We start from the raw sequence: 11,704 nt of genomic DNA, 5'->3' as shown, positions 1-11,704 counted from the left end.
TTTACTATTGACTATTTATAATATTAGATTTACTATTTAAGTATACCCTACAGGGGTATAGAGTGTTATAAAAATATAATTATAAATAAAAGGAGGCAACCATGAGTAATAAAAGTATAAGTATGAATCCTGAGAGAAAAAATGCAATTAAATATTTAAATATCGCAAAGGGCCAAATAGAAGGCATAATAAAAATGATTGAAGATGATAGATATTGTGTTGATATTTCAAATCAAATAATAGCTTCTCAATCTATATTAAAAAAAGCAAACTCAGTTATTATAAAGCAACATTTAAAACATTGTGTAAAAAATGCATACAACAATGAAGATATAGATGAGAAGATTGAAGAAATAGATAATCTAATAGAAAAGCTAATAACTAAATAAAGAGGTGATAAACTTGACTAAAAAAATGCTAAAAATAGAAGGCATGACCTGTGCCGCTTGCTCTAAGGCAGTAGAAAGAGTTACAAAAAAATTAGATGGTGTACAGGAATCAAATGTTAATTTAGCTACTGAAAAATTAAATATCACCTTTGATGAAAATAAAGTATCCCTTGATGATATAAAACAAGCTATAGATAAAGCTGGTTATAAAGCTAAAAATGATAGTATTATAAAGACTTTAACAATTCAAGGTATGACCTGTGCCTCTTGTTCAAAGGCGGTAGAGAGAGCATGTAAAAAGCTTAATGGTGTTATAGCTGCCAATGTCAATTTAGCTACTGAAAAGCTTACAGTGGAATTTGAAAGCGATAAGATCAGGCTTTCTGAAATTAAAAAAGCAATAGAAAAAGCTGGCTATACTCCACTAAATTATGATTTAAATGTAGATGAAGATAAAGAAAGAAAAAATAAGGAAGAAAAATCACTATATAAAAGATTTATTTTTTCAGCAATATTTACAGTGCCGTTACTTATAATCTCCATGGGATCTATGGTAGGTTTAGAACTTCCTACTATTATTAATCCTACAGACAGCCCATTTAACTTTGCGCTTATACAATTTATATTAACTACTTTTGTTATATTTATAGGTAAGAAGTTTTTCAAAGTTGGATTTAAATCCTTAATAAAAGGAAGTCCAAATATGGATTCTCTTATTTCTATTGGTACTTTAGCATCCTATGGTTATAGTATTTATGCTATGTTTGAAATATATTTTAGCGGAAATCATGATATTGCTCATAATAAATTATATTTTGAATCTGCTGCAGTAATATTAACTTTGATAACTTTAGGTAAGTATTTAGAAGCTAAAACTAAAGGTAAAACTTCAGAAGCAATTAAAACCTTAATGGGATTAAGCCCTAAAACTGCAACTGTAGAAAAAGATGGACAGGAACAAAATATTCCTATTGATGATGTAGAAGTAGGGGATATAATTATTGTTAAACCTGGTGAAAAACTTCCAGTAGATGGTGTAATTATAAGTGGGTCTACATCTATAGATGAAAGTATGCTTACAGGGGAAAGTATACCTGTAGAAAAAAATGTAGATGACAATGTAATTGGTGCAAGTATTAATAAAAATGGTCTTATAAAATATAAGGCTACAAAAGTAGGTAAAGACACTGCATTGTCTCAAATAATTAAGTTAGTAGAAGATGCTCAAGGTTCTAAAGCACCTATTGCAAGACTTGCAGATATAGTATCTAGTTACTTTGTGCCCATAGTAATTGCACTAGCTTTTCTTTCAGCAATAGTTTGGTATTTCTTTAAAGGTGATGTAGTATTTTCATTAACTATATTTATATCTGTATTAGTTATTGCTTGTCCTTGCGCTTTAGGTCTTGCTACTCCAACAGCAATAATGGTAGGTACAGGAAAGGGTGCAGAGCTGGGAGTATTATTTAAAAATGGTTCTGCATTAGAAGAAACTCACAAAATTCAAACCATAGTTTTTGATAAAACTGGTACCATAACTGAAGGAAAACCTAAAGTGACAGATATTATAACTAATGATATAGATAAGGATGAGCTATTAATGCTTGCAGCTTCCTCAGAAAAAGGATCAGAGCACCCTTTAGGAGAAGCTATAGTACTAGAAGCAGAAAACAGAGCTATTAATTTAAAAGAATTATCAACATTTAAAGCTATACCTGGTCAAGGTATAATATCTACAATTGATAGCAAAATAGTATTACTAGGTAATGAAAAGCTTATGAATGAAAACAATATAGACATACAAAGCTTTAATGATTCTTTTGAAAAGTTAGCAAGTGAAGGTAAAACTCCTATGTTTATAGCTATAAATAATAACTTAGCTGGAATAATAGCTGTTGCAGATACTGTTAAAAAGAATAGTAAAAGCGCTATTGAAAAACTTCATAAAATAGGAATTAAAGTTGCTATGCTAACAGGAGATAATAAAAAGACAGCAAATGCTATTGCAAAGCAAGTTGGAATTGATATTGTCATATCAGAAGTACTGCCAAATGAAAAATCGGAGCAAGTTAAAAAACTTCAAAATGAAAGTAAAAAAATTGCTATGGTGGGAGATGGTATCAATGATGCCCCAGCATTAGCACAAGCTGATATAGGTATAGCTATAGGTTCAGGTACAGATGTAGCTATAGAATCAGCAGATGTAGTTCTTATGAGAAGTGATTTAATGGATGTGCCAACTGCTATAGAATTAAGTAAAAAAACCATACTAAATATAAAAGAGAACCTATTTTGGGCTTTTGCCTATAATACTTTAGGAATTCCTGTAGCCATGGGTGTTTGGTATGCTCTTGGTGGAAAACTATTAAATCCAATGATTGCTGCTTTAGCAATGAGTTTAAGTTCAGTATCAGTATTGTTAAACGCACTTAGACTTAAAAGCTTTAAAATAAAATAATATTTGGAAGGAGTAATAAATATGAAAACTAAAATAACTGTTAATGGTATGAGCTGTATGCATTGTGTTAATCATGTTAAAGAATGTTTATCAGAACTTGAAAATGTAAAATCTGTAGAAGTTGATCTAGATTCTAAAACTGCTATTGTAGAATCAGAGAATAAATTAGACCAAGATAAAGTTAAAACTGCTTTAGATGATTATGGATACGAGGCTGTAGCTTTTGAGGAAATATAAAAGTTTAAATTTTTATAATAAAATGGTATGCTATTAATCTTAGCATACCATTTTTCGTTAATTCCATGATAATGATTTTAAATGATAATTTTATTACAAATTTCTTCTATAATATGTTAAAATAAATTTTATAGCTTAAGTGCAAAGGAGGATAAAATATGAAACTTAGAAAAAATATAAGCTTATTATTAGTAATAGTTCTGTCTTTATCACTATTCATAGGTTGTAGTAAAAAAGAAGAAACTAATGATAAAGATACTACTTCAATTAATAATGCAGAAACAGAAAAAGGTAAAGATGATAAGAATCCAATAGCTACTATAGAAATGGAGGATGGTTCAAAAATTAAAATTGAATTATATCCAGATGTAGCACCTAATACAGTTAAAAATTTTATTTCACTAGCCAATTCTAAATTTTATGATGGATTAATTTTTCATAGAGTAATACCTGATTTTATGATTCAAGGCGGAGACCCTGAAGGAAGTGGAGTAGGAGGGCCTGGATATGCTATTAAAGGAGAGTTTTCGAGTAATGGTTTTGAGAACAATTTAAAGCATGATAGAGGAGTTATTTCTATGGCAAGAGTCAAAGATAAAAACTCTGCTGGTTCTCAATTTTTTATTATGCATAAAGATTCACCTCATTTAGATGGAGAGTATGCTGCTTTTGGTAAAGTTATAGAAGGTATAGAAGTTGTAGATAAAATTGCAGCAGTAGAAACTGTTGCACAATACAAACCAAAAGAAGATGTTAAAATGAAAAAGGTAACAGTTGATACTTTTGGTGTTGAATATAAAGAAGTAGAAAAAATGTAGATAAAAAGCTATTTCGTATTTGAATATGAAATAGCTTTTTTAATTATATAACAATAGATATTGTAACTAAAAATATCATACCTAAATTTATTAGTATACTTGACCATATAAGAAGGTAGAAGTATTTTGTTTCTCTGTTTTTTATACAACAGGAGATAGTAGCTATTAATGTAATTATAGATTCTATTACTAAAATTTTAGTTAACATAAATAAAACCCTGCCTTATATAATTTTATACATAATATTTCCTAGCATTTAAAGCAAAATCATATAAATATTTATTGTTTATAATGCTTTAAACAACATTACCTCTTTTTTATAATCTTTTAAATTTTAAACTTGAATACCTTATAATTTTAGATTAAGATTTTGATATAATTATCTTTTTAGTAAAGTTACAATTTTATATTATTTTAAATATCGTAAAGATATGGGGGATATGTTAATGAATAAAATTAAAAATGTGGCTATCTTAATATTTAACGAGGTAGAAATTCTTGACTTTTGTGGTCCTTTTGAGGTATTTTCTATTACAGCTCGTGATACAAATTTAAATGTTTATACGGTGGCAGAAAAAACAACACCAATTTTAACTTATAATAAATTAAGTGTAAATCCACACTATAGTATTTTCCATTGTCCTGACCCGGATATTGTTTTAATTCCAGGTGGAAAAGGATCAAGAAAAGAGATGAACAATCCTATTATTATTAATTGGATTAAATCGGTATCAAAAAATGCAGAACTAGTTCTTTCTGTTTGTACTGGTGCTTTTTTATTAGCAAAGGCTGATTTACTTGACAACTTAGAAATAACCACTCATCATTTATCCTTAGAAGTCTTAAAAGAAATTGCTCCTTCAAGTGCAAAAGTTAGAGAAGGGATTAGGTTTATAGATAATGGGAAAATTGTATTATCAGCTGGAATATCTGCAGGAATAGATATGTCCTTATATATTGTAGAAAGAATTTTCGGAAAAGAAAAAGCCTTGAATACAGCAAGTATCATGGAATATGAGTGGAATCCTGAACATGGTATTAAGTTAATATAATAAAAAACATATAAAGATAAAATGTGTAGAAGACATATTCATATCTTTATATGTTTTTTTATTAGTAATATAAAAATATTATAACTTAATTACTTTAAATCTCTTTTTGCACTTAAAGATTCATTTATATGAACTATATTATGTCTTGTAACAGGCATAATATAATTCCAGATACAGTTTTTCTTCCCCAAAAATCAATGAGCCAGTTTGAAGCTTCCACATCTAATACTGCTCCTTCATCTATTATACGTTGTAATCTATGTTTATTAAATTTTCTTTTCATATCCGTGATAGAAAGATTTTTTATTATATCTTGAGTCCTTCTTCCTACTTCAATCCTATAATTTTTTAATTTCTCCATATTTATATTTTTACTAAATTCCAATATTTCATTTTCAGACATTGCATTGCCAGTATCTATAATTTTTGAATTTATTCTCTCCTGCCAATTCCTTATATTAAATATCTGTTTATCTCCTACAACTAACAAATTCATTGTTATATCTTCTATTCTGGTTGAGTGCCAAACACCATATGCTACAGTACGACCTTTTTTATTTGTTGATGTTCTAAAAGTATTCTCGTCTAGTCCTTTCCACAGTTCATCTTCAAAAGTTTTTTTGTCTATTCCTGACATGACAGACAAATGAACCATTGAATGTAAATTTAAAGATAGATATTTGCTTTCTTCAATCTTATCTGGTTTTAAAATTATCTTCCTTAATTGCTCAATTTCATTATTCCATGGTTTTAAATCCATTTAATATTTGCCCCATTTTTATTAGTTATTTACTATAATAATACCATATTTTTGCTTCTAGAGAATCCACCAATAAAGATAGTTCTGGAATTTTCAATTGGATAATTGAAATTTTTAGAAAATACACAAGAATTTAATGCATATAATAAAAAAAGTAATAAACTTAATCATTGTGATTACGATAAAGTTACTTTTAATGATTAAATAAGAAGAAAAGCAAATACGTTTTAACATATGAAAACATATTAACATATGAAAACATATTTTTCCTTCCTCTTTTTATATTCATTAATATAATTTATTTCAATCATTTATCAGTAAATAATTATATCCTCTTTTTAACATACTAATATATAAAAAGAGGTGATTAGTTTATGAAGAAATTTGCAATCAAGGTATATTTAATAATTATAACTATATTTATGTTATTGACCCCTTTAGAAGTATATGCTAATACCCTGTCAATGATAGATTATACAACAACTAATAAAATTGAACAGTCGAAAAATTTATGTAATGAAACTCTATTAAGTATGCTATATCCATATATCACAACCTCAATTGAAGAACATTTTGGTCCAGATAGAAGATTTAGCTTAGCCACTTCAAAAGTAATTAGCATAAAAAGACCTAGTGAAGAATTTAGATTTTACATGGTTGTGGAAGTGGATACTTTTACAGGAGCACATAATCCACCTGGTGGAACTGCAATAATAACTTTTAGTACCAGCCCATATGGAACTAAAGAAATTAACTTTAAATATATTCCTCAGTAAATATATATTTATTTTTCTTTGTAATAATATTTATTTCAGATTTTAGATAAATGTAAATTTTTCTAGAGTTTGATCTAATAGGAAATATATCTCCATCTTTAATAGCTTTTTAGTCTTATTTATCCGTTTCATTCTAATTATTTTCTCTCCTGCTTATTGCTTCCTCTTTTTGTACCGTTTTTATCGTCTTTTTTAGTCCTTATTTATCTCACATTCCTTAACTCAATATAATAAAAGTTATATTGAGTTAAGTTTTTACCTTATTTTAGCTTTTTTTTATTCATTTTATTCTAAATTCATGGTATAATATACTTGTAAACATTAAGTTTACAAGTATATTTAGTATGTTTACAAGTATATGATTATTAAAATAAGTAAACATTTTAGGAGGAAATTATGGATACAACTTTTAGTGTAAGAATAAATGATGATTTAAAAGCAAAATTCAATGAATTAGCCCAAAAGGAGGGTATAAATAACAAAGAATTTATGGAGCAAGTTATAAAGTTCTATGAATTAAACTCTATAAAAGATAGTAATTTAAACATTTCAGATGATATAACTGAACTTCAAGATATAACTTCTAGGATTGTAGATATCTATATAAATTCTATGGAAAAAGCTAAAATAAAAATTGGAGAACTAGGGAATACAAATAAAGATCAGTTATCCAAGAAAGATTTAGAAATTCAAAAACTTAAGGAAGAATTGTCATCTATTAGAGAAGAAAATAAGAAAATTTTTAAGCTAAATGAGGAAGTAAAGAAAAAAGAAGAATTTATTAAAGAAGTTAAAGAAAATCTAGCCCAAACAAAAGAATTAAATAATATGTTGCAAGAAAAGAATAACCATCTAAATAATGAGTTAACTTCAACTAAATCATCATTAAAAACTATAAATGAAAAAGAGGAAGAGATCGAAACTTTAAAAAGTGATTTATCAAACTTAAATAATGATAATTCTGTATTAAAGTCTAAATTAGAAGAAATAGAGATTAAACTTTTAAACAAAGATAAAGAATTAAAAGAAATAAAGGAAAGATTCCAAAGAGATATTGAAGAACTTAATAATAAAAATAAAGAAAAGTTTAATTTCGAAATAGAAAAACAGCAACTTGAAACAAGTAAAAAGATGCTATTAGTTGAAGAAAAGTATAAAGAGGAACTAAAAAATAGAGAAGATGAACTAAACAACAAAATAATGGAGCTATTAAATAAAAGACAGGAGGATGCAGAAATTATAAGAAAATTACTGCTTGAAAATAAAGAATAACATTTGATTATGTTATACATCTAAATATTTATATGTTTACAACACTATTAGGGATATTGTCAACGAAGAATTAAAATTTAGGGCGTACTTTGCACTATACGGGGTAATCCCTAGAGTAACTACGATAAATCACAAACTCATTTACATTTTGAGAAATTGAGTTTGCGATTTAATTATTTTTCTATATTTAGTATAATCTTGGTATGGATGATTATACATTAATTCACAATTGTATTTTGATACGAACTAATTTAAATAGTTATGTAAATAAACTTTGTAGGGAAGGTACATATTATTCAGTCATTGCGAAGGAGATAAATTGTTTGAATTTAATTTTATTTTAATGTTATTAGTGCTCTCATTACCACCATTAATTATATAAATGAATGGTACCGCGTGCCTTAGTGGGAGTGAATCGAGCATTGCTATCAGTCCTATTTCCACACAAAAAAAGACGTAATAGGTACAATCAATGACTATATTTATTGGTATAATGATGAAAGATTTCAACAGAAACTAAGTAAACGCATACCAGTTGAATTTAAGTGTGCACTATAAAAAATACCAGCTTTTTTAATAATATTTACTTAATTGGACTCAATTCACTTGGTGGATGCGCCCCGTAAAAGATACTGCTTGTTGCCAGTATCAGTAGTGCCTATCTCGACGAACATGTCTTTTTCTGGCATTTGTTCATAAGCCTCCTGAGGCATCTCCAGGATCGTCTGTGACTGCGTGAGCTGGTATTCACCATGCTCCATATCTGCCTCCTGGATGAGCTCATAGATCACATCCTTAGCAATTTTCACTGGTCCGGCAGATAGATTGTCGATGTCGCCCTCAAGCAAGGTAGACCTATACGCTTGACATTTATTGCAGGATTCACAGCTCTGACATTTTTGACAAGATTCACATGTTTGGCAGGGCCCGCTCAACATGTCAACGAGCTCACTCGATCTACCGAAATACTTAGTTCCGATCTCCACAACACTTGAAACTCTTACTTGCGCTGGCGCAAGAGATGAAAAATTGGGACTCCCGATGGGTTTAAGTTTCTCTGGCATTGTTTTCCTCCTCTCACTTGATTTTCTTAGGGGATGAGCCCCGTAAGAGATACTGTTTGCTACCAGTATCAGTAGTGCCTACCTCGACGAACCTATCTTTTTCTGGCATTTGTTCATAAGCCTCCTGAGGCATCTCCAGGATCGTCCGTGACTGCGTGATCTGGCATTCACCATGCTCCATATCTGCCTCCTGGACGAGCTCATAGATTACATCATTGGCAATTTTCACTGGTCCAGCGGATAGACTGTGGATGCCAATGTCGTCCTCAAATGACATGCGGTACGAACTCCTCTGACAGGACTGGCAGCTATGACACCTCTGGCAGCTAACACAGCTCTCACATCTTTGACAGCTCGACCCGGCAAACAGATCAACGAGCTCATCTGATCTACTGAGATACTTGGTTCCGATTTCCACAGTACTTGAAATTCTTACTTGCGCTGGCGCAAGAGATGAAAAATTTGGCTTCTCGATGGGTTGAAGTTTCTTAGGCATTGTTTTCCTCCTTTCATTTGACTTTCTTAGGTGATGCACCACACAAGAGATAAAAAATTGGCCTTTCCGATGAGTTGAAATTTTTTTAACATTGTTTTCCTCGTATATGATATATTCTCGACTAGCTCTTCGCAGCCTTCAAGTGCTATAGCTTCCCTTTGTTGACTAGCATCCCGTTGTGATACAAGACGTTTAAGAACTGAAAATGAGACTCTCTATTTTCTTCGGTTGCACTCAGAAGCTCGCTGGGCACGAACTCTTGCGGCAAGCGTCGGATGAACTCAACTCCATCCAAATTCACCAGCAGATGGCCTGCGTCAAAGTACAGCAAAAACGCTTCATTCTCTTTCCTCCAACGGATGTCAGACAACAATCTATACGAACAATCAGGGTCAAATTCGCTATACAGCACTTTGCGTCGATAATTCTTCACGGAATGACGAGCCCAGGGATCCATTGCGGCATAATCATCGGAGTACAACTTTGAAGCCACCCGACAGGCCCCACGACAGTCTACGACAAACGAGCAATCATTGCACTCTGCAGGAGCTGCAAGATCCTCACGCCACTCGCTAATTCTTTTCCATATGGTGTCAAAGCCCTCTTCAAAGACGTTGCCCCACACATGGAAGTCATGCGGGCAAAATCGAACATCACCATAACAAGAAAGAACTGCCGATGATATTCCGCCGCTGCATCTCAATTTTACATCTAGGTCTTTGACCCGGGGGTCAGCGCAGAAGGGAATGGGCAGTAAGCTTACGACAGAGACAGTTAGATTTTCTTTGCATTTTAAGAACTCATCAAGAAACCTAGCTGCATTAATCGTATCAACCTTGTAACCGACTTTCATGGGTGAAAGTGCCCGAGTAAAAGAAATTTGGTGAACTCCCATCTTTTCTAATTCTACTGACGAAGCATACATCTTATCGATGTTTCTATTATCGATGACCTGATTTACTGCTACACGTAATCCTTGATTTATTGCATTCTGAATCCCATTCTTGGTCTCGTATGCAGCATTCGGAGCGTTTACAATTTCGTTATGTAATTCATCCATCCATGAGTGAAGACTGATCAACACGCTTTGCAAACCAGCGTCTTTCAGCTCTTTGCATGTGGCTTGACTTAATAATCGTCCGTTGGTATTGAGAGAATATTGGACATTGTTATCATTGAAGAATTTGAATAGTTCACTCAAGCGATCAATCCCTAGAATAAGAGGCTCTCCTCCAGTAATAACCACGTCGAACACATCGCTATCTACAATGCGTCGTGCTAATTCAATTATATTGGGTTTTGCTCTCCTGGCTGGCTTCTTGGTTGACGACTGAATCCAGCTGGATGCATAACAATGAGGGCAAGAGTTGTTACAGTGATCGGTGACCTCGAAATGGAGCGTCATAGGGTAAGTTAACACGTAAATCTCCCCTTTTTTAATGGTATTTCTTCACAATATATTCTTTCACATTTAAACATAAAATTATACATCATATTGAACAAAATTTATTACCGATAAAAAAATGAACAAGAAAAAAACTTTACAAAGATACTTTGATTACATAGCTGCCTAACCCTGTTGAAGGGAATGGAAGAGATTGAGGAAGACTAGAAACAATTTGCTTGAAATATCAAAACCAAAACACGATATATATTAATCGTAAGTTGTTTGATTTATTTTATGTTACTAAATCTAAACAACATTGTCAGGAATATATAAGACGCATTTTTCTTAATTTACGAAGTAACCTACTCTAAAAGCAAGTTCATCTTTACATAAACTTGCTTTTAGGAATGTAACAAATTTATCTTATTTTACAATAGATATTCTTTATTGCTATGCTTGAAGACTCTAATTTAGATAAGAGTAGTATTCCAGAAGGATATGATGTAGATAGAATAGCTATTGCCTTAGAAAAAGCGAATATAATTAGTAAAGATGAATTTATATCAGCAGTTAAAGAGTATAAATTGCCGAGCTACATTAAGTCTAATAATGAAAGAAAATATGACTTAGAGGGATTTTTATTCCCAGATACTTATAGTTTTAAAAAGGGAGTATCTGGTGAAGAAATAATTAAAACTATGAATGGAAGATTTGATGAAGTAATTAAGGATTTAACTAAAGAAAAGCCTTTAAAGATGAAAAGTTATATAACATAATAACTATGGCATCTATTGTAAAAAGAGAAACAAGTAATCTCATTCATATTCAATTCAAAATTACCATAAGAATTGATATGACTATAAATTAATCGAGTTAAAGCTCTAAGATATTCTTTAGCTAATGTATTCTTAATTTATTTTATCTACATTGCTATGCTATAATTGTAATTAATTTTAAACTTATTTTTATAGAATAGATATAACTAAAGAGGTGGA

General features: G+C 30.7%; 14 protein-coding genes. 9 read left to right on the top strand and 5 right to left on the bottom strand.

The features are described from left to right. Positions 1-122 precede the first annotated feature (122 nt). The 4 genes from ACY1IQ_RS16245 (at position 123) to ACY1IQ_RS16230 (ending at position 3,902) form a co-directional block, all read left to right on the top strand. On the top strand, positions 123-389 hold the full coding sequence (locus tag ACY1IQ_RS16245; protein WP_039630589.1) for a metal-sensing transcriptional repressor: 267 nt from the start codon (positions 123-125) through the stop codon (positions 387-389). Between the two features lie 13 nt (positions 390-402). Continuing rightward, positions 403-2,847, top strand: a complete 2,445-nt coding sequence (locus tag ACY1IQ_RS16240; RefSeq protein WP_461614942.1) for a heavy metal translocating P-type ATPase — start codon at positions 403-405, stop codon at positions 2,845-2,847. A 21-nt stretch (positions 2,848-2,868) separates the two neighbouring features. Further along, positions 2,869-3,084: a heavy-metal-associated domain-containing protein gene (locus tag ACY1IQ_RS16235; RefSeq protein ID WP_461614941.1), complete on the top strand. Its 216-nt coding sequence runs from the start codon at positions 2,869-2,871 to the stop codon at positions 3,082-3,084. 326 nt (positions 3,085-3,410) lie between these two features. Beyond that, positions 3,411-3,902 carry a peptidylprolyl isomerase gene (locus ACY1IQ_RS16230; protein ID WP_461614949.1) on the top strand — a complete coding sequence of 164 codons (492 nt, stop codon included), beginning with the start codon at positions 3,411-3,413 and terminating at the stop codon, positions 3,900-3,902. A 43-nt stretch (positions 3,903-3,945) separates the two neighbouring features. Here the strand turns inward: ACY1IQ_RS16230 and ACY1IQ_RS16225 are convergent, their stop codons facing one another. Then, positions 3,946-4,110, bottom strand: a complete 165-nt coding sequence (locus ACY1IQ_RS16225; protein WP_461614940.1) for a hypothetical protein — start codon at positions 4,108-4,110, stop codon at positions 3,946-3,948. Positions 4,111-4,348: 238 nt separating this feature from the next. Between ACY1IQ_RS16225 and ACY1IQ_RS16220 the strand changes: the two genes are divergently transcribed. Further along, on the top strand, positions 4,349-4,954 hold the full coding sequence (locus ACY1IQ_RS16220; RefSeq protein WP_461614939.1) for a DJ-1/PfpI family protein: 606 nt from the start codon (positions 4,349-4,351) through the stop codon (positions 4,952-4,954). Between the two features lie 133 nt (positions 4,955-5,087). On the opposite strand, the gene ACY1IQ_RS16215 is transcribed toward ACY1IQ_RS16220, so the two are convergent. Then, entirely contained in the window at positions 5,088-5,714 is a 627-nt protein-coding gene (locus ACY1IQ_RS16215; protein WP_461614938.1) for a DinB family protein, read from the bottom strand. Positions 5,715-6,088: 374 nt separating this feature from the next. Here ACY1IQ_RS16215 and ACY1IQ_RS16210 point away from each other — a divergent pair, with 374 nt between their 5' ends. The 3 genes from ACY1IQ_RS16210 (at position 6,089) to ACY1IQ_RS16200 (ending at position 8,320) form a co-directional block, all read left to right on the top strand. Next, on the top strand, positions 6,089-6,490 hold the full coding sequence (locus ACY1IQ_RS16210) for a DUF3888 domain-containing protein (RefSeq protein ID WP_461614937.1): 402 nt from the start codon (positions 6,089-6,091) through the stop codon (positions 6,488-6,490). 396 nt (positions 6,491-6,886) lie between these two features. Then, the gene (locus ACY1IQ_RS16205; RefSeq protein ID WP_461614936.1) at positions 6,887-7,762 is read left to right on the top strand and encodes a ribbon-helix-helix protein, CopG family; all 876 of its coding nucleotides are present in this window, start codon (positions 6,887-6,889) and stop codon (positions 7,760-7,762) included. Positions 7,763-8,176: 414 nt separating this feature from the next. Beyond that, positions 8,177-8,320, top strand: coding sequence for an IS3 family transposase (locus tag ACY1IQ_RS16200; RefSeq protein ID WP_461614948.1), 144 nt, complete (start codon positions 8,177-8,179; stop codon positions 8,318-8,320). A gap of 44 nt (positions 8,321-8,364) precedes the next feature. On the opposite strand, the gene ACY1IQ_RS16195 is transcribed toward ACY1IQ_RS16200, so the two are convergent. From ACY1IQ_RS16195 to ACY1IQ_RS16185, 3 genes are all read right to left on the bottom strand, one after another. Beyond that, complete coding sequence (locus ACY1IQ_RS16195) at positions 8,365-8,826, bottom strand: hypothetical protein (RefSeq protein WP_461614935.1); 462 nt, start codon at positions 8,824-8,826, stop codon at positions 8,365-8,367. Positions 8,827-8,839: 13 nt separating this feature from the next. After that, positions 8,840-9,103, bottom strand: a complete 264-nt coding sequence (locus ACY1IQ_RS16190) for a hypothetical protein (protein ID WP_461614934.1) — start codon at positions 9,101-9,103, stop codon at positions 8,840-8,842. A 364-nt stretch (positions 9,104-9,467) separates the two neighbouring features. Beyond that, the gene (locus ACY1IQ_RS16185; RefSeq protein WP_461614947.1) at positions 9,468-10,727 is read right to left on the bottom strand and encodes a radical SAM protein; all 1,260 of its coding nucleotides are present in this window, start codon (positions 10,725-10,727) and stop codon (positions 9,468-9,470) included. A gap of 434 nt (positions 10,728-11,161) precedes the next feature. On the opposite strand from ACY1IQ_RS16185, the gene ACY1IQ_RS16180 reads away from it, so the two are divergent. Further along, the gene (locus ACY1IQ_RS16180) at positions 11,162-11,485 is read left to right on the top strand and encodes an endolytic transglycosylase MltG (protein ID WP_461614933.1); all 324 of its coding nucleotides are present in this window, start codon (positions 11,162-11,164) and stop codon (positions 11,483-11,485) included. The last annotated feature ends 219 nt before the right edge of the window (positions 11,486-11,704 follow it).

This window comes from Clostridium sp. Marseille-QA1073 (assembly GCF_054863625.1).
This window is presented reverse-complemented; position numbering and strand designations above follow the sequence as displayed.

Coding starts and splice junctions, on each gene's coding strand:
- ACY1IQ_RS16185 (WP_461614947.1), bottom strand. CDS start 10,727: ATGACGCTCCATTTCGAGGTCACCGATCACTGTAACAACTCTTGCCCT.
- ACY1IQ_RS16235 (WP_461614941.1), top strand. CDS start 2,869: ATGAAAACTAAAATAACTGTTAATGGTATGAGCTGTATGCATTGTGTT.
- ACY1IQ_RS16230 (WP_461614949.1), top strand. CDS start 3,411: ATGGAGGATGGTTCAAAAATTAAAATTGAATTATATCCAGATGTAGCA.
- ACY1IQ_RS16245 (WP_039630589.1), top strand. CDS start 123: ATGAATCCTGAGAGAAAAAATGCAATTAAATATTTAAATATCGCAAAG.
- ACY1IQ_RS16180 (WP_461614933.1), top strand. CDS start 11,162: ATGCTTGAAGACTCTAATTTAGATAAGAGTAGTATTCCAGAAGGATAT.
- ACY1IQ_RS16225 (WP_461614940.1), bottom strand. CDS start 4,110: ATGTTAACTAAAATTTTAGTAATAGAATCTATAATTACATTAATAGCT.
- ACY1IQ_RS16215 (WP_461614938.1), bottom strand. CDS start 5,714: ATGGATTTAAAACCATGGAATAATGAAATTGAGCAATTAAGGAAGATA.
- ACY1IQ_RS16220 (WP_461614939.1), top strand. CDS start 4,349: ATGAATAAAATTAAAAATGTGGCTATCTTAATATTTAACGAGGTAGAA.
- ACY1IQ_RS16210 (WP_461614937.1), top strand. CDS start 6,089: ATGAAGAAATTTGCAATCAAGGTATATTTAATAATTATAACTATATTT.
- ACY1IQ_RS16190 (WP_461614934.1), bottom strand. CDS start 9,103: ATGTCATTTGAGGACGACATTGGCATCCACAGTCTATCCGCTGGACCA.
- ACY1IQ_RS16195 (WP_461614935.1), bottom strand. CDS start 8,826: ATGCCAGAGAAACTTAAACCCATCGGGAGTCCCAATTTTTCATCTCTT.
- ACY1IQ_RS16205 (WP_461614936.1), top strand. CDS start 6,887: ATGGATACAACTTTTAGTGTAAGAATAAATGATGATTTAAAAGCAAAA.